The 22,816-nt window shown below is 45.8% G+C and carries 17 protein-coding genes and 2 tRNA genes; 14 read left to right on the top strand and 5 right to left on the bottom strand.

What is annotated here, in order from left to right:
- Positions 1-620: 620 nt before the first annotated feature.
- A tRNA-Cys gene (locus O3C43_03555) sits at positions 621-695 on the bottom strand.
- Between the two features lie 118 nt (positions 696-813).
- On the opposite strand from O3C43_03555, the gene O3C43_03550 reads away from it, so the two are divergent.
- From O3C43_03550 to larA, 7 genes are all read left to right on the top strand, one after another.
- Positions 814-1,596, top strand: coding sequence for a ParA family protein (locus O3C43_03550; GenBank protein ID MDA1065559.1), 783 nt, complete (start codon positions 814-816; stop codon positions 1,594-1,596).
- An 18-nt stretch (positions 1,597-1,614) separates the two neighbouring features.
- Positions 1,615-2,319, top strand: a complete 705-nt coding sequence (gene rnc, locus O3C43_03545) for a ribonuclease III (GenBank protein MDA1065558.1) — start codon at positions 1,615-1,617, stop codon at positions 2,317-2,319.
- Positions 2,312-5,680 (top strand): transcription-repair coupling factor, encoded by a 3,369-nt coding sequence (gene mfd / locus O3C43_03540; protein MDA1065557.1) that lies wholly within the window; start codon positions 2,312-2,314, stop codon positions 5,678-5,680. The genes rnc and mfd overlap by 8 nt, the downstream gene beginning before the upstream one ends.
- A 145-nt stretch (positions 5,681-5,825) precedes the next feature.
- Positions 5,826-6,821 carry a peptidylprolyl isomerase gene (locus O3C43_03535; GenBank protein MDA1065556.1) on the top strand — a complete coding sequence of 332 codons (996 nt, stop codon included), beginning with the start codon at positions 5,826-5,828 and terminating at the stop codon, positions 6,819-6,821.
- 128 nt (positions 6,822-6,949) lie between these two features.
- Positions 6,950-7,663, top strand: coding sequence for a DNA repair protein RadC (gene radC / locus O3C43_03530; GenBank protein ID MDA1065555.1), 714 nt, complete (start codon positions 6,950-6,952; stop codon positions 7,661-7,663).
- Between the two features lie 113 nt (positions 7,664-7,776).
- Positions 7,777-7,862: transfer RNA gene (locus O3C43_03525), tRNA-Tyr, on the top strand.
- A 165-nt stretch (positions 7,863-8,027) separates the two neighbouring features.
- Positions 8,028-9,290, top strand: a complete 1,263-nt coding sequence (gene larA, locus O3C43_03520; protein ID MDA1065554.1) for a nickel-dependent lactate racemase — start codon at positions 8,028-8,030, stop codon at positions 9,288-9,290.
- A gap of 5 nt (positions 9,291-9,295) precedes the next feature.
- Here the strand turns inward: larA and O3C43_03515 are convergent, their stop codons facing one another.
- The 3 genes from O3C43_03515 to O3C43_03505 all read right to left on the bottom strand — a co-directional run bounded on the left by O3C43_03515 (position 9,296) and on the right by O3C43_03505 (position 14,976).
- Positions 9,296-9,970 (bottom strand): hypothetical protein, encoded by a 675-nt coding sequence (locus O3C43_03515; GenBank protein MDA1065553.1) that lies wholly within the window; start codon positions 9,968-9,970, stop codon positions 9,296-9,298.
- 126 nt (positions 9,971-10,096) lie between these two features.
- On the bottom strand, positions 10,097-13,303 hold the full coding sequence (locus O3C43_03510; GenBank protein MDA1065552.1) for a fibronectin type III domain-containing protein: 3,207 nt from the start codon (positions 13,301-13,303) through the stop codon (positions 10,097-10,099).
- On the bottom strand, positions 13,300-14,976 hold the full coding sequence (locus O3C43_03505) for a fibronectin type III domain-containing protein (protein ID MDA1065551.1): 1,677 nt from the start codon (positions 14,974-14,976) through the stop codon (positions 13,300-13,302). Before O3C43_03505 ends, O3C43_03510 begins: the two co-directional genes overlap by 4 nt.
- Before the next feature lie 377 nt (positions 14,977-15,353).
- On the opposite strand from O3C43_03505, the gene O3C43_03500 reads away from it, so the two are divergent.
- The 4 genes from O3C43_03500 (at position 15,354) to cysE (ending at position 18,373) form a co-directional block, all read left to right on the top strand.
- Positions 15,354-16,136, top strand: a complete 783-nt coding sequence (locus O3C43_03500; protein ID MDA1065550.1) for a PhzF family phenazine biosynthesis protein — start codon at positions 15,354-15,356, stop codon at positions 16,134-16,136.
- A gap of 135 nt (positions 16,137-16,271) precedes the next feature.
- A complete protein-coding gene (locus O3C43_03495) occupies positions 16,272-16,949 on the top strand; it encodes an aquaporin (GenBank protein ID MDA1065549.1) in 678 nt (225 codons plus the stop codon).
- Positions 16,950-17,055: 106 nt separating this feature from the next.
- Positions 17,056-17,484 carry an arsenate reductase ArsC gene (locus O3C43_03490; protein MDA1065548.1) on the top strand — a complete coding sequence of 143 codons (429 nt, stop codon included), beginning with the start codon at positions 17,056-17,058 and terminating at the stop codon, positions 17,482-17,484.
- A 94-nt stretch (positions 17,485-17,578) separates the two neighbouring features.
- Positions 17,579-18,373 carry a serine O-acetyltransferase gene (cysE, locus tag O3C43_03485; GenBank protein MDA1065547.1) on the top strand — a complete coding sequence of 265 codons (795 nt, stop codon included), beginning with the start codon at positions 17,579-17,581 and terminating at the stop codon, positions 18,371-18,373.
- A gap of 21 nt (positions 18,374-18,394) precedes the next feature.
- Here cysE and priA read toward each other — a convergent pair whose 3' ends face one another.
- Entirely contained in the window at positions 18,395-20,635 is a 2,241-nt protein-coding gene (gene priA / locus O3C43_03480) for a primosomal protein N' (GenBank protein MDA1065546.1), read from the bottom strand.
- Positions 20,636-20,736: 101 nt separating this feature from the next.
- On the opposite strand from priA, the gene O3C43_03475 reads away from it, so the two are divergent.
- The 3 genes from O3C43_03475 to nadA all read left to right on the top strand — a co-directional run bounded on the left by O3C43_03475 (position 20,737) and on the right by nadA (position 22,652).
- Positions 20,737-21,207, top strand: coding sequence for a Fur family transcriptional regulator (locus O3C43_03475; GenBank protein ID MDA1065545.1), 471 nt, complete (start codon positions 20,737-20,739; stop codon positions 21,205-21,207).
- Between the two features lie 9 nt (positions 21,208-21,216).
- A complete protein-coding gene (locus O3C43_03470) occupies positions 21,217-21,579 on the top strand; it encodes a hypothetical protein (GenBank protein MDA1065544.1) in 363 nt (120 codons plus the stop codon).
- 89 nt (positions 21,580-21,668) lie between these two features.
- Positions 21,669-22,652, top strand: a complete 984-nt coding sequence (nadA, locus tag O3C43_03465; GenBank protein MDA1065543.1) for a quinolinate synthase NadA — start codon at positions 21,669-21,671, stop codon at positions 22,650-22,652.
- Positions 22,653-22,816 lie beyond the last annotated feature (164 nt).

Here is a 22,816-nt window from a genome sequence, read left to right as displayed (position 1 = left end):
AATCAAATGAATCTAAATTATAACCTAAGCACAACGGGTCTCCATTTTTCGGGGCAATCTCAAACTATGGCGGGATCTGCGAGAAGGGTTCATGGTCATGGGGGATAACACTCTTACTTTTGTGGAGAAATCCACGGCTCTTGGCAAATCATAACTACCTGCCTGATTCTCATTTCTTTGTTCAAAAACATTGTTCCCTACGGTTACTGGATCGCCTCCAGCGAACAGGATATGCTGCGCATAAAAGGAATTCTTTTCGCGCACTTTGGCGTTTTTCGTAGTTCCTTAAAATTACTTCTCCAACAGTGTTTTTGAACGACCTCATTATGGTCGTATATTATTGAAAGAGGAAGTTCAGGGTTTTGTTAACAAATGAATATCTTCACCCTTGGCCTGCAACCCGGGGCCCTACGACTAGCTCAGGATCTTTGACAAGCCCTCGACTTCTGTTTGCTGCCAAAAGTCGTAGCCAATGAAAAAAGTGAGGAATTATTAACTGAGGGTTCATAGAGAGGATGTAAAAACCGAAATCTGTAATCAGTCAGGCAATTTGATTCCTTCCTTAAAGACCTTCCATTGTGGCGGAGACAAAAAAACCTCCAATTTAAATTGGAGGTTAATGGAGGCGCGGGTCGGAATCGAACCGACGCATAGAGCTTTTGCAGAGCTCGGCCTTACCACTTGGCTACCGCGCCTAAACAGAGAGAGGGTAAAACAAACCACTTCTTTTTTGGAAGCAAGTTGTTTTTCTTTTAAAAAAGACGTTGGTATTTCACGGAAGATCTCTTTGATCTAACTCACCATTTTTTAATTATGCCCGCTACATTCTTTACTATAGCCAATCAAAAGGGAGGAGTTGGGAAAACAACCTCCGCAATCAACCTCGCTGCGGCACTCGCTGAACAGCAGGTGCCTACCCTCCTTATTGACCTGGATCCCCAAGCCAATGCTACCAGTGGACTTGGGTTTGAAAAAATAGAAGGACAAAGCCTCTATCAAGCGCTGTTGGGTGATGAAGATGCGGCCTCCAAGATTTTAGAAACATCCACTCCACATTTATGGCTGATCCCTTCGGAGGTAGACATAGCCGCAGTTGAAACTGAACTCGCACAAACCGAGAATTACCTGATACGATTGCGTGAAGCACTGAAGACCATCCGGGAAGACAAACGATTCAATGCAGTCATTCTGGATTGTCCGCCATCCCTCGGAATGCTGTCAATGAATGCCATGGCAGCCGCTGATTATTTACTCATCGCCATGCAAACCGAATACCTGGCCATGGAAGGTCTTGGCCAAATTTTAAATGTGTTTCAGCAAATCAAAGACGCCAGTGTGAATCCAAACCTCGAACTGGGAGGAATCATGATGACCATGTACGATGTGAGGACAAACTTGTCCCGCCAAGTAGTCTCAGACGTGCGCGGGCATTTCGGCCGGGATGTATTCGCAACAATGATTCCTCGATCTATTCGGTTAGGCGAAGCCCCTAGTTTTGGCCAAACTATCTTTCAATACGACCCTTTGAGCCCGGGAGCCACTGCGTATAAAGAACTTTCAATAGAAATAATAAACCGCTTCAAATTGAAGAGTTGATGGTAGTCACTAAATGAGATGGATCTGTCGGAGCTGCAGTCAAAAATGGGTTACCAATTCAGGGATGAGTCTTTACTGATCCAAAGCTTAACTCATCCATCCTACATGGTGAAAGCGGAGGAGAAAGAATCCAGCAATCAACGTTTGGAGTTTCTCGGTGACACAGTTTTGGAACTGGTTATTTCGGAATATCTTTATGAACAATTCCCAAACATTCGCGAAGGAATGCTTACCCAATTCAGGTCAACTTTGGTAAAAAGCTCTATTTTGGTTGAGTTAGCAGATGAGCTAAATATTTCCTCCTACATTCGGGTCAACCGCTCAGACTCAAAAGCTTCTCCCCAAGAGCTGCCTTCCTCAAAAGAAGATGCCCTGGAAGCAATCGTTGGAGCCATATACCTGGATAGCGATTTTCCAACTGTTCGAGCTGTTGTCATTCCCTGGTACGGAGATCTAACCAAACGTTTAAATGAGTTAAACGAAGCTCATAATCCCAAGGGACAACTCCAGGAGCGACTGCAACCGAGCCTTGGTAATGATCAAATCCAATACAAAGTTGTCAATGAGTCAGGCCCCTCCCATGACCGGGTATTCGAAGTTGAGCTCATTGTAGGAGAGAGATCATGCAGCAAAGCATCCGGGAAAAGTAAAAAGGAAGCCGAAGAAGAGGCAGCGAGAAAAGTGCTTCAGGTCTTCGAATCATTCAACTTCCCCAATGCGTGAATCGCTAAAAAAGGCCAGGCAGAATGCATGGCTGCTGCAAGGCGTTGCGGTCCCTGCTTTCGGATACATTAGCCTGCTCGCGGCTAAAAGTTTGAGGTGTAAGCTAAACTTAATTCTACTTTCAGAGAACAATCAACTTGAGCAAGCCGTAGAAGATCTGAATTTCTTTGCTTCCCTACCCAACTCAGACCAAACCGCAGTTCTGCCTTTCCCTGAGGATCAGAAGGGCGGCTCAGGCGGGTTGGAACCTCAATTGGATCGTCTGAGCGCGTTGACTGTTTTGGCGAATAACTCACCCGATACCAGACTAACCATCGTCACCACCCTTCGAGCATTAGCACAATCAACACCGGCCAAACAAGCCCTGCGCGATTCGGAGATCCAATTAAAACCGGGAGTGACTTGCTCTTTCAGTGACTTGATTAAACGCCTCAATAACTTGGGCTACGATCATGAATCGGAGGTAGAAGGTCCGGGACAATTTGCAGTCCGCGGAGGTATCATCGACATTTACCCTGCCAATGCGCTTCTACCCTACCGCTTGGACTTTTTCGGAGATGAATTAGAAGAAATCCGCACTTTCGAACCGAACACCCAACGTTCATCGTTAAAGGTCGAATCTTTGACGATTGCAGCTCCTCCTGGGAAACAACTGGAAGAATCATCGTCAGGATTCCTTGAATACCTCCCCGAATCAGTTCTTTGGGAATTCTGGGATCCCTCAAGGATCGAAGAACTGTCTCCCGGATTTTTCTCAAATCGTTCCGATGAGCTTACCCTGGCGAAGCTCTTAAAACAAAGAGAAAGTAAAAGAGATAAGTGGATCGGGTTTTCCGAGTTGGATGACGGAGGCATATTTTTTAATGAGGAAGTAAAGCACGACAGTGTGGATTCAGAAACCCTCGAACACTACCGACCCTTGGCCGCCAGCGAAGCCATGCGCATGGACAGATTTTATCAGGAGCAGGAAGAGCGGCTGCGTTTTTTTGATCGCATTCAATCCTGGCAAAAAGAGGGTTATAAGATCGTGTTGTCCGTCCAAACACAGGGCGAAAAAGACAGACTGGAAGAATTCCTTAAGGAACACCCTGCGTTCAAAGCGTTTGCTTCCGACATAACAATTGGAACACTGGCTCAAGGCTTTCGGCTGAAGATTTCGAACACCATCAAAGAAGTTCTGGGACGCAAAGAAAAAGATCATGGAATTGTTCTGGTATCTGATTCGGAGATATTCGCACGTTACCGAAGGCGAATGCCAACAGGACAAAACCGGCTCCAATCGAACAAACAGCAAGTCGATCAATTATTAGACTTCTCAGAGTTGGTCGAGGGTGACTTCCTCGTTCACATCCTGAACGGAATCTGTATCTACCACGGTTTGACCAAACTCGGCCCTCAATCCGGATTCATGGAAGTAATCTCCTTGGAGTTCGAGGACGGCATCATTCTTCATCTTCCTCTTAATGAATCGCACCTGATTTCCCGGTATGTTGGTTTAAAGAAATTTCGCCCGGCTCTGGGCAAGGTAGGATCGAACCGATGGGAAAAAACACGGAGGCAAGCTGAGGAAGCTACCTTGGATCTCGCCGCTCGATTGTTAAAAAACCAGGCCGAACGCGATTCCGAAAAGGGTCACGCTTTCCCGACTGATTCCAATTGGCAAAGGGAATTTGAAGCAGCGTTTCCCTACAAAGAAACCAAAGACCAGTTACTGGCCATCGAGGCCTCCAAAAAAGACATGGAAAAAACTCAGCCCATGGATCGGCTGATTTGTGGAGATGTGGGTTTCGGGAAAACTGAAGTAGCTATCCGGGCCGCCTTCAAAGCAGTGCTAGACGGTAAACAGGTAGCGATTCTAGGACCTACGACCGTTCTGACCCAACAACATTTCCAAACCTTTCGCGAAAGAATGGCATCATTTCCCGTGACCGTCGAAATGCTAAACCGGTTTCGCACCAAGGCGGAACAAACCAAGATTCTCCAGGATCTCGCCGCGGGTAATATCGACATCATAATTGGCACCCATCGATTGATTTCCAAAGACGTCGGATTTAAGGACCTGGGGTTACTGGTTATCGATGAAGAACATCGCTTCGGAGTAAAGCACAAGGAGAAGCTGAAAGAACTGCGACTGAATGTGGACGTCTTGTCCCTGAGTGCCACTCCTATCCCGAGAACCCTTCATCTGGCTCTGATGGGAGCGAGGGATTTAAGCGTGATTGAAACGGCACCCATCAATCGGAGGCCGATTCAAACGATCATTCAACAGTATGATCCCAAAACCGTCTGTGAAGCGATACGCAAAGAAAAAGCAAGGGGAGGCCAAGTATTTTATTTACACAATCGAGTTCAAACCATCGATTTCGTGGCAGCCCGACTTGAAGAACTTATGCCCGAGGTGAGCTTTGTTGTTGCACACGGGCAAATGTCAGAAGGTGTGTTGGAACGAGTCATGAATCGTTTTGTAGAAGGAAAATACGACGTCCTAATCTCAACGACCATCATTGAGTCTGGTCTCGATATTCCTAACGCCAATACCATCATCATAGAAGCAGCCGACCGGTTTGGGCTCTCTCAATTGTATCAGATTCGCGGCCGTGTAGGACGTTTCAATCGCCAAGCCTACGCCTATCTACTCTTGCATAGACATGCCAGAGTCCTGGACATGGCTCGCAAACGACTGGCCGCCTTAAAACAATATAACCAGTTGGGGGCTGGCTTCCGCATTGCCATGCGCGACCTTGAGTTACGTGGCGCCGGAAACCTGTTGGGTGCTGAGCAGAGTGGTCACATCGCCGGCGTCGGCTTTGATTTATACTGCCAACTGTTAAAGCAAAGTATTTCACGTTTAAAGGGCGACCCTTCGGCTCTTCGGATAAGAGCAACCGTTCGGCTGGATTTTGTCTATACCGGCGAAAAACCAACAGCTGTGAAATCAGTGGCCAGGGATAGCTACCAGGCTATAAAGAACGAAGAAATTGAAGCTACCCAAGGTCGGGTTCTTGAAGCGTCCATACCTCCATCGTACCTGGATGAAGCACGATTGCGCATCGAAGTCTATCGAGAATTGGCCATGGCGGATAGTATCGCTGAACTCAAGGAGGTAGAACTCTCCTTAGTGGATCGTTATGGAAAATTCCCAGCTGCTGTAAAAGCATTGATCCAGATTTCCAAGATCCGTGCTTTGGCTGAGGAAAAAGGAATTGATAGCGTAGAGTCTGAAGGAAATAGATTAAAGTGTCGTTTGGCGGGACAAAAAAAAGACAATTTCATAATGATCGGGACAAGATTTCCCCGACTGGAGGCAAGAAATCCGTTTAAAAAACTTCAGGAGATACTTCAGTTTATTAACCGCCAATAATCGTTAATCGAAGACCGAAGATCAGGTGAACATTCGTTTAAATCCGGAGTCGAAGTCTTTTGGGTTGAGGGCAAGGATTCTTGACGAACCGAAATGGAAGCTCTACAACCCTGATTAATTTCAAAAAGATATTTCAAATAGTCGCATGAACAAATCAGTAATTCTAGCCGGATTCTTAGCCACAATCATTGGAGGCAGCCTCTGTGCACAAAAATCAGAATACGATTCGCTACCAACGGAGAACGGTATAGCTGCCATCGTAGAATCGACTATTATTACACACGAAGAACTTCGCAAAGATCTCGCACCACTTGTACCTAACCTACAACGAAAGGCCCGGAATAACGAAGAATTTCAGGAAATGCTCAATGAACTCCAGCATTCCGTATTGATGAACCTCATCGACCGGGTGCTCATTATGAAGGAGTTTAACGAGAAGTTTGTTGCCAAAGGCTACCAAATGCCGCGTTCGTTTGTTGAAAACCGATTCGACGATACGCTGATTAATGAGTTTAACAACGATCGTGGAAAGTTCCTCGAATACTTGAAAAGCCAGGGTTTAAGCATGAGAGAATACCGCACCAAGCTTCAAGAAGAGGTAATTGTGCAAATCATGCTCAGCCAACAAAGGAAATCTCGCTCCATCCTAAGCCCGGCTAAAATTGAAAATTTCTACAACGAGCAACGGAACCGTTTCTACCAGGAAGAACGTGTGCACCTTAAGTTGATTCGCTTGGCACCCTATGCCTCAGAAAACCTGGATCTACTGATGCAGACTGCTAACAAAATCATCGAAGAATTGGAAAACGGATCAGAATTCGAAGAACTCGCAAAAAAATATAGCCAGGATACACGTAAAGACCGCGGAGGCGATTGGGGTTGGATAAACCGCTCAGATATTCGCGATGAACTGAGTGGAGTAGCGTTTTCCCTGGAAAAAGGAGCACATAGCCAACCTGTTCAGGTTAAAAACGATCTATTTATTTTAAAAATTGAGGATCGTAAATCCGCCGGTGTCCAACCTTTGGCCGAGGTTCGCGACCAAATCGAAGGCATACTTGTTGGAGAGATGTCGCGAGTTGAGCATGACAAATGGCTCGAAAGCCTAAGAAAAAGAGCGTTTATCAAGTTCTACCTCTAAAAATAAACCAGGCATTTTTAAAAAAAGCAGTCTTTCAAGGCTGCTTTTTTGCGTACTCGTTAAAGCAAACTTCTATCTTTACGAAAATCACAACAAATCCCATAACATAGGGATGTCTGAAGTCGGTTATGTCTGAGATAAAAATATCACGGTTAAAATCCCTGGCTGTTCAAGAAAGACCTCAAGAACGGCTGGAAAAACACGGTCCTACCAAACTAAAAGATTCAGAGTTGCTGGCCATGCTCCTACGAAGTGGTACGGCAAAACTGGATGTGCTGAGCCTTTCAGAGGAATTGTTGAGCAAAGCAGGTTCCCTTCCGCAGCTCATTAACTGGAGCAAAAATGATTTCGTAAAAATGGAGGGCATTGGAACCATTAAAGCCCTACAACTCGTTTCGGTTATGGAGCTGGCCAGAAGAGTAATTCGTGGGAAACTGGGTGAGTCACCCTTGCTGGACAGCCCGGAAGCAGTATTTGACTTTGCGATACCCATAACACGAGGTCTCGAAATCGAAAAATTTTGGACCTTGTGTTTGAACAGGAAAAACAAGCTTATCCGGGAAGTTGAAATTACTATCGGAACTGCGAGCAGCAGTCTGGTTCATCCAAGAGAAGTTTTTAAAGAAGCCGTTCGCCTGGGAGCATCAGCAATTATCGTGTTCCACAATCATCCAAGTGGAGATCCAGCTCCCAGTGCAGCTGATATTCAGGTAACTCGAAAACTGAGGGAGGCCGCCGAAGTCCTGGATATTGATTTACTTGACCACGTGATAATAGGCCTCCCGGATCAGGATCCGCGCAAGCTCGGTTTCTATAGTTTCAAGGAATCGGGAATTCTTTGAGAGGTGGCACAGGCCGTGCAATTTTACTGCCCGAAAATCCAGGGAACAAATTGTTCAAAAAATGGCTTGGCAAAGACAAGGTCACTAACCAATTTACCCCTCTTTACCAAACTGGTGGGATACCCAAGTGGCCAACGGGGGCAGACTGTAAATCTGCTGGGGCAACCCTTCGGTGGTTCGAATCCGCCTCCCACCACCATTAAAAGGTTCGGTAAATGGACGCCACAAGTACCTGCCACTCCAAACCGAAGTGAAATCAATGCAGGATCGGAAACCTGATAGCATTTGGTTCGATGAAATCTTTGCTTGGACCAACAAGCGAATCCTGCCTAGCTTAGGCTAAGAGTAATTTTGCCTACTTACCATGCATACGATTCTCGACTACGGACAATCAGGACTGAAATTGGAGCTCACAGGTTTAGAAGCTACAATTCTATCTCCAAAATTCCTGCAAGGCTTGGCAGATGAAGGAGCTGCCTTTAAAGAAGCCATAAACGATCCAATCGGCTGTCCTCCTCTGAAAGAAATTATTCGGTCCAATGAAACAGTTGCTATTGTAATACCTGATATAACGCGTGCCCTGCCCAACGAACGCTTGTTGACCTGGCTATTCAAAGAGCTCGCTCACCTACCGGCAGAAAACTACACCATCATTTCTGGAACAGGAACCCATAGAGAAAATACGGAAGAAGAATGGGAATACATGGTCGGTAAGTCGATTTATAGAAATTATAGATGTATTAACCATAACGGTTTCGATTTCGAATGCCTGACGAATGTAGGGAAATCCAGGTTCGGGTACGATGTGTATTTCAATAGCGAGTATTTGAAGGCGGACAGAAGAATCCTGATGGGGTTTATTGAACCCCATTTCATGGCAGGCTTTTCAGGTGGTTTCAAAGCAGCATTGCCAGGAGTTACTGGCGTAGATACCATTATGAAATACCACAGTGCTGAAAACATTGGGCATCCAGGAAGCACATGGGGGAATTTGGATAACAATCCAACTCAGGAGAATGTCCAAGCGGGAGGTTCACTTATAAAAGTGGATTTCCTCATCAACGTTACTCTAAACAACAAGCGAGAAATAACTGGATATTTTCTTGGCGACCCCTTCGAAGCACACAAGGCCGGCTGTGAGTTTTGTAAGGAGACAGCGATGATTCCATGCGACGAGGCCTTCGATATAGTAGTTACATCCAACAGCGGCTACCCACTGGATCAAAACCTTTATCAGGCAGTTAAAGGAATGTCGGCAGCGGCCCAGATCCTGAAGGAAGGCGGGCTGATAATTTCAGCAGCGCGATGTAATGACGGCTTTCCAGACCACGGCAATTTCAAGCGTTTCCTGTTCGAACATGACTCTCCCCAGGCCATGCTGGATAAAATTTATTCTCCCGGATTTGAGCTACTCGACCAATGGCAAGTTCAGCTGCTTGCAATCATCCTTTTAAAAGGGCGTGTAGGTCTGTTCAGTATACTTCCAGACGAGATGGTGACCAAGGCACACATGATTCCTGTGTCGGATATCAGGACCACTATTGATGAGGAAATTGTCCGACTTGGAAGAAATGCAAAAATAGCAATTCTTCCAGAAGGCCCACTAACGATACCTTACTTAGCTTGACGCAATCAAAGGTCTGGAATCACCTCCGGGTATACCTGCCCGGTTGAACTGATTTTAAAAACATAAATCAATCCCGGTCTTAGTTCAGTGTAAACGACACTTCCGAATACGGCCGAAATGCCATATTCAATGAGATGATTTTTATTGTGAGCCAGATCCCATATTTCGGACCAAAAAAGCTCCCGATGCGGTAAAGGTAAGCGAGACAACAATCCACGATAACGGTCAGGCTCACGTCCATGAACTTCTATCGGAAATCCTTCGTTAGGCGAAATGTATTCTCCATAGATTCGGCGCCACATATAAAGCGATCTACCTTTACCTGATTGAATAAAGTCATTGCTGAACTTTACGACTAACGCATCGAAATGCACGACGTCGCCTTCCAAAGTAAATTCACTTTCGAATACTATTTTGAGTGGATCGTTTCTGGCCGTTTCAACAAACTTAAGTGTCGTATAAAAACGGCCTTCTTTTTCTACCTGGGAAACTACTTTGGCATAGCCTATTTGCTCCTCGATGGTCAGGTTTTCGATCGCCCGTTTAAGCTCTTTATTTTCTGTAAGAAGAGCCTCAATTGTCAGACCCGTTTTGAGAAACGCAAATCCAAGAAGACCGCCAATGGCGATTCCCGAGAGCGATACCCCACCCCAAAAGAATTTACCTGTTAATGAGAGCATTCAGTTTTGAACAATTCTTAAGTGAATAGTTTCCACCAAAGCAGGCCAATCACAAACTAATGTAAAATAGTTCGAACCCGTAAGCTGACGATGATCGCCACTTTGTAAGTCTAACGACGACAATAACTATTCAGGATAATAATAGATTTCCAAGAGGCTGTAACCAGATGAGTTATTGGCGCCACCAACAATTGCCGTGTATGGGCCCGGTTCCAGCGTGGCAACTATTGCTGCCTCCTTGCTATTGCTCGGAGCAATTCCAGTTGCAAAGATTTCGGCGATTCTAGGACTCTGCTCCCAGTTATCATTAATTTCCATGCGTTCCTGACCTGAAAAGAGCTCTATTACAGGATCAGCTAACCGGTTTTCAATGGATGAATGCAGACTTGGACCGGAAGCTTTAATGTAAACCCGGGTCGGAGTATCACCTCTAACAACAAATCCACCAATCATCCGTTTATCTCCTTCTTGAACGAAACTCCTGGTGGAGATATTTACCATCCGAATGTTTTTGGAGAAATCGACCTCGTAAATTTCAATTAATCCAAACCCAGCGGTGAAATCAACTCCGCTAAGAATTGCAGAATAGGAACCGGGTTGCAGCTTTATAACAATGGCTGCTTCTCTGTCTGCCTTCGGAGGTAGTCCAAGGTCTACGATTGTCTTTTCGTTAATATCACGCCAATCGTCATTATACGCGATCGGTCGATTTAGATCAGCTCCACTAACGAGAGTAATTTCAGGGTCCTCCAAAATCGGAGCATTAACTGAAGAGGCAATACTTGGCCCAATTCCCCGAATATAAACAGTCTTGGGACCATCACCTTGAATAACAAAACTTCCAATCATGACATTGTCACCTGTCTCAACCAGGCCACGCGTCGAGATATTTATTAATCGCCCGGGAACCGGAATGATAACTCCAGATTCAATAGGACTTACAGAGCCACCTGAGTTGTAGGCCGAAACTCTATAAGAATAATTAACTCCAGCTACAACATCGTCATCAACAAAAAGATTCACATCCGCTATTACATCCCCAATCTCAGCCCAAACTTCAGCAGAAACTTCTTTCCTATAGATCCGAAATCCCGCTTCGTTATCAGAATTGTCAGTCCAGTTGATTGAAATCGATGTATCACTCAGGACAGTAAGCCGTAACCCTGTAGGGGCTCTTGGAGCTGGAATATTTGGAGTGGTGATATTTACAAGGATACTAGGCAAGGAATCTGACCCATTTTTCACTGCAAAAACCCGATAAGAATAGGTCCGATCGGGAACTACAGAATCATCTAGGTATTGGGTAGTATTGGGGCCAAGTATTCCGATAACTGCGTAGTTACCATCGGCTGGCTTTCGCTCTAGTCGGTATCCAGTTTCAACCAATGATGTGTCATCCCATTCAAGGTTAACTTTGTAAGAATTGATCGCTTCACCTGCTAATAATCGTGGAGAAGCAAATGGAACCGTGACTTTGATTTCATTACTATTTTCGGAATAACCAGAGGAGTTGTAAGCGCTTATTCGGTACGAATATTCCTTAAACTCCACAACGGTAGAATCATTGAAGAAATTTGCGTTCTCAGAAACCGTTGCCAATTCTTCATAGATCCCTGTTCCCGTTTTTCGTTGAACACGAAAACCAGTTTCGATTCCTGAAGCATCTTCCCAACTCAAGCTGACTTTTCTGTAATTTTGAGCTACAATCGCAAGATTCAAGGGAACTTCCGGCACAGGAACGGAAGGCGTAGTTGCTGAAGCTTCGTTGCTCGTATCAGATACTTGGGCACCAGCTATAAAAGCGGTCATCCGATAGATATAGCCAGTATCAGGACTCAGATTCACATCCGTAAATGAGGTCGAATTTGCTGGTGAGTTACCGATGAAAGTAAAATCGCCACTTTCTCCAATTTTTCGTTCAAAGCGAAAACCTGACTCATTGTCAGAATTATCCACCCAGGTAAGATGGATTTGATTATAAGCAATTGCATTTGCAGTCAACCCTGTCGGTGTCTCAAGGGTGATGGTATCGGGTGTGGTTGTCGCAGAATCTTCGTTGCTCGGGGTTGATTCTCCTCCTTCAAAAAGACCCAACACACGATAGGTATAAGTAACATTTACCAGAGTGGTTTCATCCACAAAAGTGGAAGCTCCAGGACCAGTTGTGGTTAATACTTCATAGGCTCCTCCATCAGACTTTCTTTCAATCTGATAACCCGTTTCAACTAATGAATTATCACTCCAGGTAAGGTCGATACGGGCCTCATCTGTAGCGCTAGCGGTCAAGTTCGAGGGAGCGATAAAAGGAAAAAGGATCGCGGCCTCGTTACTGGGTGCGGAATCTCCGCCATCGTTAAAGGCGATCACACGATAGGCAAAGGTTTCCAGTTCGCCAACCTGCAGATCCTGAACACTGGTGGAATTGGCAGGCAATTGAATAAGCTCCACCCAGGATCCGCTACCAACCATTCTCTCAACATAAAATCCATTTTCGATCAGCGAATTATCTGTCCAGCTGAGTGCTATGAAGGAGGAGTCGACCAAATTAACAACCAGGTCGCTGGCCGCTCCCGGTTCTGGAATGTTGGGTGTGGTTGTGCTGAATTCGTTTGAAGGATTTGATCTATTGATCCCACTTACTCCAATAATCCTATACGTGTAAGTGGACAACGGTGTAACGGTGGTGTCTGAGAAGGCCGTAACATCAGCGTTTAATTGGATCAATAGTTCGAAGTTTCCGTCACCTGCCTTACGTTCTATTTCATAGCCGGTTTCGACGGCCGAATTGTCGTTCCAGCTTAGATTGATCTGAGAACTTGAAATCGCCAAAGCCAAAAGATTGTTGGGCTGACGAAACTCGATCTGCGTTGATACCTCATTACTCGGAATCGATTCGCCAGCGTCATTAAAACTAACAACACGATAGGAATATTCACTAAGTTCATCTACTTCAAAATCACCGTATTGGGTTGTGTTATGAGCAAGCTCATTCAGCGTTTCAAATGCACCATCGCCGATTGCTCGTTGTATGCGGAATCCAATCTCGTCACTACTGGTGTCCTTCCAACTAAGAATGACATTATCCAAACCTTGACTATCGATAACCAGCTTGGATGGTGCTTGGGATGGAACCAAAGCCGGAGTGGTTACAGAAGCTTCATTGGAATACTCAGAAAATTCTTCAAAGCTAATAGCAAGAATCCGGTATGTATAGGTAGTCTGAGAACTTACGGTTACGTCAGAAAAACTACCAATATTGCCCCCGACGTTGACTAGAGTGATGTAGGGACCTTCACTCACCTTCCGTTCGATTCTGAAGCCCGTTTTAATCATCGAATTACTCTCCCATGCAATTTCCACCTGGGAGTTAGAAATGCCTGTGCAGTTAAATTGCTGGGAGCAATGAAAGGCAGGACAATATTAACTCGATTGCTAAAACTGGATGCTCCGTTTGTATTAAATGAAACAACACGATATCTGTAATCTCCAAGCTCGTTAACTTCTGTGTCATCGAAAGTTGTAGTGCCAGCTGGCAATTCGGCGATTTGCTCATATTCGCCTCCAGATGATTTTCTTTGAATTCGAAATCCAAGCTCATCGTTAGAATTATCATCCCACGCCAGGGAAACTTGAACCAGGTTTGAATCAGTTAAACGAAGATTCGACGGAGCAACAGGGATGGGAGAGTTTGGAGTAGTAATTGAGACTTCATTACTGGGAGCAGATAATCCATTTACATTTTCAGCAAAAATTCGGTAGGTATAGGTTGTATCTGGAGTAAGCCCGGTATCCGAATAGTTTTCAAGATTTCCATCGATATCAATCAGTTTTGAAAAAGCCCCACCTCCGATTTTTCTCTCAATCCGAAAGCTTGTCTCGTTATTAGAATTATCGGTCCAGGAAAGATCCACTTGGGTCAAAGAAAAAGCCGACGCCACCAATTCAGAAGGTGGGTTTGGAATTGGAGCACCTGAAGTCGTTGCCGTAGCCTCATTGCTTAAGTTAGAGCTAACGATTGAATTAAATGCCAAAACCCGATAAGAATAATTCGTTTCTATCGAAAGCCCCGAATCAGAATAGCTGCTTGTGTTAGCTGGCAAAACGACGAGCTCACTCCATTTTCCTGTACCTTGGCGCCTTTCAACTCGAAAGTTGGTTTCATTATCAGAATTATCGACCCAGGAAATATCAATTTGACTTTCAGAAATTGCACCCGCGATGAGATTGCTTGGGGCAGTTAAGGTTTCGGGATTCTCAATTCCTAAATATACAATTTCATCAATTACTTCAACGCCTCGAGTAAAGGTGTCCGAACCTCCGAAATAAAAGTATAGGTTACTTGCACTTAACAAGTCACTATTTGTGAGACTCGAAACGGCAGCTGTAACAACATCTTCAGTAATCCTGTTCAAGCCATCTAAAGATAAACGATGCATGGCTACCGCAAGATCGAATAAATCAGACTCCTGTTCCAAGGAGATTTCGATTTCATACCAACCCGGAGTAAGGTTTTCGAAGCCAGAATCGACTGTCACTGATCTTGTGCCATTATTTCCATTAAACAAAACTATTTTCGACTCATTGGATCCCGTAAGACGCTGGGAGAGATCAACGCCAAAATAGTCGTCGGACGGATTATTTGTTTCGGTCCCAACAAAATTGACATTCGTTGTGATACCAAAAAAGAGAGGGACTCCGCCACTACCAGTTGAGTTGGTCGAATATTTAAAGCGAAGAGACACACTCGCTGTATTCGCTAAACTCCCAAGCGGATTATTTTTAGCATACGAGATGGTTTCGGAACCACTCGATGATCGTTGTAGGGCACGACTTCCACCAACACCAACCGAAGCAATTTCTTCATATCGATTTTCGCCTGTCCCGGAATTTCTAGTGAATTGATTATCAAAATCTCCAGAGTTATTAAACGAAAGAGTTGCCGCCCCGAGGGGAGCTGCAACCAATACGGAAAGTGTCAATAATCTAAGAAAATTGAAACAAGTCATTTTGTATATTCGGTAAGTCATTGGAGTCATATCCAACCGGAACTTTATCTATTTGATCCGGGTTGGTTTACAAAAAATTGAGCTCCAGTTATCAGTCACACCATTATTAGAAGTAATTTGAATGCGATCTGGATGACCCCTTTTAACAATCTTTTACTCCTAACCCTGCAAAACCCTTATTCTGGCACCGAAGCTCCTGCCATTCAAAATATTTCCTTCAAACCTTTTTAACATTTGCCTTTAAAAAGGAGCTATCGAGGGCATCTCATCAAAGCCCAAGTCGCTCTTTATGAGCTCGGCAAAAACATGGACCTTAAGACCTAATAATTATTATTTCATCCTTCCGCCTGACGAGGTCCAACTTCATCCTGTTCAATATGCAACTGCCCATTTATCAAATAGACGCATTTACCGATCAAATCTTCGGAGGCAATCCTGCGGCGGTTTGCCCGCTAGAATCTTGGTTGCCAGATACACTCATGCAATCGATCGCCTCGGAAAACAACCTGGCCGAGACAGCTTTTTTTGTAAAAGAAAACGATACCTACCGCATTCGTTGGTTTACTCCTGCTACTGAAGTCAACCTCTGTGGCCATGCGACGCTCGCAAGTGCTTATGTGTTATTCGAGTGCCTGGATATTTCAGCTAACTCTATCCATTTCACTTCCCTGAGTGGCTCCTTATATGTGACCAAGGATACAGAAGGCACCTTAACGATGGACTTTCCAAAAGCTAAAATGGAACGTTGCGCTACACCACAGGCACTTTGGGAAAGCCTCGGCGCACATCCAATCGAATGCTTCAAAGGTGAAGACTACATGGCCATACTGGATAGCGAAGAAACATTGGTTAACATTCAGCCCGATCTTCGCCAAATGGCTACGCTCCCAGTAAGAGGTGTTGTGGTTACCTCAAGAGGAGAAGACTGCGACTTTGTTTCGCGCTTCTTTGCACCTCAGTCAGGCATTGATGAAGATCCGGTAACCGGTTCAGCCCACTGCGCGACTGCTCCCTACTGGGCCAACCAATTAAAGAAAAACACGCTTACTGCCATTCAACGCTCCAAGCGAGAAGGCCACATACTCTGCCAAGTCTCGGATAACCGGGTACGCCTGACTGGAAAGGCAAGGCTTTATCTAACAGGTCATATAGAAGTGTAGCAAAATGTATTAGGAATCTGGCTCTTCTTTCATTCTGAAAATGAGAAAAAACATTTGCTTTGGAGTATAGCCACGGTCAGCATTTCGATCTTTCTCGTCATTACTAATTAAATACCATTCAACCCAAATAATATCATGAGTGATAACACACGCTCCGCTCTGGCAGAAGCCATCGGAACTTTATTCTTCGTATTCATAGGAGGTGGCTCGATCATCATCCATCAGATTACTGGCTCCGGCTTGATTAGCATTGCGGTGGCCCACGGTCTTGCCCTGTCAATCGCTGTCTCCGCCACGATGAATGTATCAGGTGGGCACATCAACCCCGCGGTAACCATCGGATTCCTCGTAGCAGGAAAAATTGAGGCAGCCAAAGCAATAACCTACATTGTTGCTCAATTGGTTGGTGCTACCATTGCAGGCTTCTTACTTTTAGCTTTCTTCCCTTCAGAAGCTGCCCAAGCAGTACACCTCGGAACTCCCGCACTAGGGCAAGGAACAAGCGTAGGCATGGGGCTCGGAATAGAAATCCTAACCACTTTCTTCCTTATGTGGGGTATCATTGGAACGGCTGCAGGAAATAAAGCTCCCGGGGGATTGGGAGGATTCGGCGTTGGCCTGACTCTTGGTCTCGTAATTCTAGCAACCGGACCGCTCACAGGAGCCGCACTAAATCCAGCGCGTCACTTCGGAACTGCAATTGCAGCAGGGTATTTCGACAATATCTGGATTTACTGGGTAGGTCCTATCCTAGGTGGAATAATCGGCATCAATCTTTTGCTGAAAATTCTAAGCCCGGACGAAAAGAGTTAATAATTGTTACTATCCATTTTTTAAAGGTGCCTGAACCGTAACACGGTTCAGGCACTTTCTTATTGCAGACATACGAAGCGAACCAAATCGTCTCTGCCGACCACTTATGAAACCACACGTTCTCATTCTTTGCACGGGCAACTCATGTAGAAGTCACATGGGAGAAGGTATTTTGAGAGCTGCCGCTGCCGATCTGTTTGAGGTCCACAGCGCTGGTTCAAATCCTGCAGGTTATGTTCATCTACATGCGATAGCCGTCATGAAAGAAATCGGAATCGATATTTCTGGCCATACCTCGAAACCGTTGGAACCATTTCTAAAACAGAAAATCGATACAGTCATCACCGTATGTGGAAATGCGAACGAAGCTTGCCCAGTATTTCCGGGAAACCTCCACCGCTACCATTGGGGCTTTGAAGATCCAGCTCATGCGGAGGGAACTGAGGAAGAAATAATTGAAAAGTTTCGCTCGATTCGTGACCAGATAAAGCTGGTTTTTGAAGCCTTTGTAGACGGTTACCGTCAAGCTTTGTGATAATATCTCACGCCCCTGTGGCAGGTAACCTTCCTCTCAGTTTGATCAGTGTGCTTGCGTTTTTCAGAATCTTGTTTCTTTTATCGCCCTCATTATGCCAAACGAAGACCCAGTCTGGAATCAACTCCGGCAAGAAGCAAAAAAAACAGCAGCCAGCGAAAAGCTGCTATCCAGTTTTCTGGAGGAAGTTATCTTAAGCCAGGCATCGCTCGATCGGGCGATCAGCTTCCTCCTGGCTCAGAAACTGGGTTGCCAGAATCTTCCAGTCATCACCTTGTTTGACCTGTTTACCCACATTTCTAAGGAAGATAAAGTATTTCGCGATGCGATTCGCACTGACCTAAGGGCGATTTCCGACCGGGATCCGGCGTCCAATGGCGTGTTGGCACCCTTCCTATATTTTAAAGGTTTCCATTCGCTGACGGCCTATCGATTCGCCCATCACCTTTGGACCTCCAATCGCACATGCCTGGCGCTCTTCCTCCAAAGTCTCATCTCAGAGAAGTTTGGTGTAGACATTCATCCGGCGGCGAAAATCGGGAAAGGCATCCTTATTGATCATGCCACCTGTTTAGTCATTGGTGAAACAGCGGTAGTCGGAAACAATGTGTCGATTTTACACGACGTCACCCTTGGTGGGACAGGTAAAGAAAAGGGAGATCGTCATCCAAAAGTCTCAGCCGGCGTCCTTATTGGCGCGGGGGCTAAAATTCTAGGTAATGTAAGGATAGGCATTGGAGCAAAAATCGGTGCAGGCAGCGTCGTACTTACAGACGTTCCCAATCATTGCTCAGCAGCGGGCGTTCCAGCCAAGATCGTTGGTAAATGCCAATTCGACCAACCGGCCCTGAGTATGGACCACCAGTTGGAGCACGACCCTGCGATTTAAAGAGGAAATTTTGGCTTATTGTTAGACGAGGTTGACCGGGTTGACATCGAAGACGTCAATCACGTCCTCCGACATCGGAAATTTCTCTCTGAGTTGGAGTAAAGCAGGCATCGTTTTGGAAACATTTTTGGTAAAATACCAAACTTGGTAGCGATAGTAGTCCTTTATCTTTTCAATGGGTGCAGGGACAGGACCTCGGATCTCCAACCAGTTCAAATCGGATTTTTCCAGATGTTTCACCCACTGCTCAGCATAAAAAGCCACCTTCTCGGGATTCATCCCGCGAAACATGTGGTGGATCAAATTCCGGTAAGGAGGATACTGGTGTTCTTTCCGGGTTTGGAGTTCTTCTTCAAGAAAGCCATCAAAGTCTTCACGACGGGCGTATTGGATAGGCCCCGCACTTGGTGTAAACGACTGGACGAGAACTTCACCCGACAAGTCTCCGCGCCCTGCCCGACCTGCTACCTGTACCAGAAGCTGAAAGGTTCGTTCGTGTGCCCGAAAATCAGGTACGTGCATCGATATATCCGCGTCAATTAATCCGACAAGAGTTACATTGGGGAAATCCAGACCTTTCGCGATCATCTGAGTGCCCACGAGTATATCGATACGCCCCCGTCGAAAATCTCCGAGTATTTTGCGAAAGAGATTTTTCTTCTGCATGGAATCAGCATCGATCCGAACAACAACGGCGTGCGGCAATACTTGTTTAATCACTTCCTCTACTTTCTGAGTGCCTGTTCCCTGCCACTTGATCTTGGATGAGCGGCACTCTGGACAACGATGGTGCGCCTGCTCCTCAGCTGCACAAAGATGACAGACCAATTTCCCTGCTTTTCGGTGGAAGGTCATGGGGATCGAACAATGCTTACACATTCCTACCCAGCCGCACTCCGGGCAAATCATACTCCTCGAGTAACCACGCCTGTTGATAAACAGGATCGACTGTTCTTTTTTCTCAAGCCGATCCCGCAGGTCATTGACCAACCGCCGAGACAGTGTAACCGCCCCCTTTTGGCTAATAAATTCCTGTCGCATGTCGACCACATGAACAGTGGGCATAAGCCGATTATCTACCCGTTTAAACAATCTATCCGAAATATATTTCTTAGTAGAAACATTGTAGAGAGATTCCAGTGATGGCGTCGCCGAACCAAGAACACATACCGCATTAGCTAACTTCGATCGATAAACCGCTACGTCTCTCGCATGGTAACGGGGCGTTTCTTCCTGTTTATAGGCAGGTTCATGTTCTTCATCAACGATGATCAACCCCACATTAGCGAGGGGGGCGAATAAGGCAGACCGAGCACCAACAACGACCTTCGCCTCGCCTGCGGCAAGACTCGTCCAGGCATCCAACCGCTCACCGCTACTGAGGTGACTATGCCAAACCACCGTTTTAAAATCGAAGCGGTCAAAACGTCCCCGAAGACGACTGACAGTTTGCGGTGTAAGCGCTACTTCGGGAACCAGAAAGATAACGGTTTTACCGGCCTTAATCACAGAAGCGATTGCCCTCAGATAAATCTCAGTTTTCCCCGACCCGGTTACACCGTGCAGCAAGTGCACTTGAAATTTTTTCGCCTGGATACTCTTTTCGATGGAGGCAACACAGCGGGTTTGCTCCTCTGTAAGATCAAATACTTGATCTTCAACTTCTTCCTCTTCTGAAAGCTCGTCATCATAGGCCGTACGTTCAATCACTTCTGAGACTTCCTTCACTAATCCTTTTTCGATCAAGCCATCGATCACGGAAGCCGATGTCCTCAACCGCTTCACAACGAGGCTCTTTTTCAGTGGTTTAATTTGATCTCTCAAAAACTGATACGCCACCGCTTGTTTCCGAGCACGCTTGTTGAGCTTGTCAAATTCGTCAGCCGAAAACGGACCATTGATAACGATCTGTTTCTCCAGCTTTTGGCCCATACCCTTGCGAACAGCTGCTGGGATGAAAGTTTCAAGGATCGATTCGTAACCTGCCCCATAATAGTCATGCATCCAATGCATCAACTTGGTGGAATCGGAGGTAAGGGCCGGATACTTCATCACCTGCTGGGTAATTTGCTTCAGTTTCTCCGGCGGAAATTGTCCCGTTTTGGGAAACTCCAAAACCACGCCAAGCTCATGCCGATTTCGAATAGGAATGCGTACCAAACACCCCAACTTAAGAGTGTTTTCGATGGTGGGAGGCACCCGATAATCAAGGAGCTTTTCAAATCCGCTAATCGGCAGCACCCGGGCTATTTTCACCGCCATACCGCTAGCCTTTCCTTGAATATTGTGATCAGATCAAACATTGACGAAGACCACTTTGCTACCTTCAATTCAATAGTCTAGGGAATTTCCTACTCACCCCAATGGCTACCAGCGATATCAGTTCAAGCAGAGAAAACTTTAGGTCACATTTGGCTGAGCGAAGGCTTAGGGTGACCAATCAGCGCTTGGCCATTTTCGATGCAGCCTTCTGTTCGGAGGACCATTTTACGGCAGAAGACCTGCTCGACCGTTCCCGTAAAATCGACCACACCGTTAGCCGGGCGACCGTTTACCGCACATTGCCGATACTTACCGAATGTGGGCTGGTGCGCGAGGTAGATATCGGGAAAGACTATAAATTTTACTACACACCACGAGCTGAAGAACCTACTCAAGCCCAAGTCATCTGCACGGACTGTGAAAAAATCTTCGAAACCGATGCCCCATTCCTCGAATGGTACGGCCAATCAGTCGCCCAGAAGCTCGGACTCTCCGTAAGAACACAACGTCTACAAGTCTCGGCCAACTGCGAACGCCTCAAGGAAAACGGTATTTGCGAGAACCAGACCTGAGCGATTTCCATGAGTGACAGAAACCATTTTGAGATCTCTTTTTTCGAGAGTATTCTTAAAAAAGAGCCCAAGTTTGAGGAAGTAATAGAGCTACTCGGCGGCCTCTACACAAATGCTGGTCGCATTGAGGATGGACTTAAAATGGACCGGAAACTGGTACGCCTGCGTCCGAATAACCCGGTGGTTCACTACAATTTGGCGTGCAGCCTGGCACTAAAACGGCGGTTCAAAGAATCACTTGATGCCTTAAATCACGCCGTAGGTCTCGGTTATCGGGATCTTCAGTGGATGATGGAAGATCCAGACCTGGAGAATCTACGCAATCATCCCGCTTTTCATCGACTTCTCAAAAAGATCAAGGCCTCTTTTTAAGTTTTTGGACGACTTTCACGAAACCGGTATTGCAGACTCAGCGCTTTTGCATAACCTGTTTTATTTCCCATTTAATCGAAAACTACGCTATGCCAAACGTGCTTGATTACGAACCTCTGATTATCTCATCCAAAGATTTTCAAGAAGAACCGCTGACAGCCATTCAGAAAGAAATTCTTGAGCTCAAGAAAGAAAGGAACGCGGTCATCCTGGCTCACAATTACCAGGTAGATTCCATTCAAAGAATTGCCGACTACGTGGGAGATTCTTTAGGACTTTCCTACCGAGCCGCTGAAGCCGATGCAGACGTAATTCTTTTTTGTGGAGTACATTTCATGGCGGAGACTGCCAAAATCGTGAACCCGGGAAAGACCGTCATTCTCCCTGATCTTGAAGCCGGTTGTTCGCTTTCCGATTCTTGCCCAGCCGAGAAACTTGCGACTTATAAGGCAGCGAATCCCGATACCTACGTGGTAGCGTATATCAATTGCTCTGCCGCTGTTAAGGCGTTGAGTGATGTGATTTGTACGAGTGGGAATGCCGCCAAAATTGTAAACCAGGTTCCTCCGGATAAGGATATTCTTTTTGTTCCCGATCAAAACCTTGGACAGTGGGTTTCCAAACAAACAGGTCGCAAGCTCAAGCTGTGGCCAGGCAGTTGTTACGCACACGTTCTCTTTACTGTTCAATCCCTGGAGAAATTAAAGGGCCAGTTTCCAGGCGCTCCTATCGTTGCTCACCCGGAGTGTGTAGAAACGGTCAGAGATATCGCAGACGAAGTTTGTAGCACCGAAAAAATGCTCAGCTTCTGCAAAGAACACCCATCGGAAGATATTATTGTGGTGACAGAAACGGGAATGCTCAACCGACTCCGGAGGGAAATCCCTGGAAAACGGTTTATTGCCGGACCTACCGATACCTGTGCCTGTAACGACTGTCGCTTCATGAAAATGAATACCGTCGAAAAAGTACGGGATGCGCTTAAGACACTTTCACCCACTATTGAGATGGACGAAGCCATTCGCGAAAAAGCCTTTGTCCCAATCAAACGAATGCTCGATTGGAGCCGGTAGGAAGCAATAGGAATGAAACTCCAAGCATCGGGGTATCTGAAATACAAGAACAAGCTCTTTTCTCTTTTGCTCGCAAGAATCCAGCAGACATCGTTGGTATTCGATTCGCGACCAAGGTCACTCCTAAAGATACTTTCGCGTGTCAAAATGTAGGAGCCAGCTTG

It is taken from the genome of Verrucomicrobiota bacterium (assembly GCA_027622555.1).
GTDB lineage: Bacteria > Verrucomicrobiota > Verrucomicrobiia > Opitutales > UBA2995 > UBA2995.
The sequence above is the reverse complement of the archived record's forward strand: the minus strand, read 5'-3'. Positions and strand labels throughout refer to the sequence as shown.

What these genes read in the sequence shown, in the direction of transcription:
- O3C43_03535 (MDA1065556.1), top strand. Translation starts at nt 5,826, where the DNA reads ATGAACAAATCAGTAATTCTAGCCGGATTCTTAGCCACAATCATTGGA.
- O3C43_03505 (MDA1065551.1), bottom strand. Translation starts at nt 14,976, where the DNA reads ATGACTTGTTTCAATTTTCTTAGATTATTGACACTTTCCGTATTGGTT.
- cysE (MDA1065547.1), top strand. Translation starts at nt 17,579, where the DNA reads ATGCCAAACGAAGACCCAGTCTGGAATCAACTCCGGCAAGAAGCAAAA.
- nadA (MDA1065543.1), top strand. Translation starts at nt 21,669, where the DNA reads ATGCCAAACGTGCTTGATTACGAACCTCTGATTATCTCATCCAAAGAT.
- O3C43_03510 (MDA1065552.1), bottom strand. Translation starts at nt 13,303, where the DNA reads ATGATTAAAACGGGCTTCAGAATCGAACGGAAGGTGAGTGAAGGTCCC.
- mfd (MDA1065557.1), top strand. Translation starts at nt 2,312, where the DNA reads ATGCGTGAATCGCTAAAAAAGGCCAGGCAGAATGCATGGCTGCTGCAA.
- rnc (MDA1065558.1), top strand. Translation starts at nt 1,615, where the DNA reads ATGGATCTGTCGGAGCTGCAGTCAAAAATGGGTTACCAATTCAGGGAT.
- O3C43_03500 (MDA1065550.1), top strand. Translation starts at nt 15,354, where the DNA reads ATGCAACTGCCCATTTATCAAATAGACGCATTTACCGATCAAATCTTC.
- O3C43_03475 (MDA1065545.1), top strand. Translation starts at nt 20,737, where the DNA reads ATGGCTACCAGCGATATCAGTTCAAGCAGAGAAAACTTTAGGTCACAT.
- larA (MDA1065554.1), top strand. Translation starts at nt 8,028, where the DNA reads ATGCATACGATTCTCGACTACGGACAATCAGGACTGAAATTGGAGCTC.
- O3C43_03550 (MDA1065559.1), top strand. Translation starts at nt 814, where the DNA reads ATGCCCGCTACATTCTTTACTATAGCCAATCAAAAGGGAGGAGTTGGG.
- priA (MDA1065546.1), bottom strand. Translation starts at nt 20,635, where the DNA reads ATGGCGGTGAAAATAGCCCGGGTGCTGCCGATTAGCGGATTTGAAAAG.
- radC (MDA1065555.1), top strand. Translation starts at nt 6,950, where the DNA reads ATGTCTGAGATAAAAATATCACGGTTAAAATCCCTGGCTGTTCAAGAA.
- O3C43_03495 (MDA1065549.1), top strand. Translation starts at nt 16,272, where the DNA reads ATGAGTGATAACACACGCTCCGCTCTGGCAGAAGCCATCGGAACTTTA.
- O3C43_03490 (MDA1065548.1), top strand. Translation starts at nt 17,056, where the DNA reads ATGAAACCACACGTTCTCATTCTTTGCACGGGCAACTCATGTAGAAGT.
- O3C43_03515 (MDA1065553.1), bottom strand. Translation starts at nt 9,970, where the DNA reads ATGCTCTCATTAACAGGTAAATTCTTTTGGGGTGGGGTATCGCTCTCG.
- O3C43_03470 (MDA1065544.1), top strand. Translation starts at nt 21,217, where the DNA reads ATGAGTGACAGAAACCATTTTGAGATCTCTTTTTTCGAGAGTATTCTT.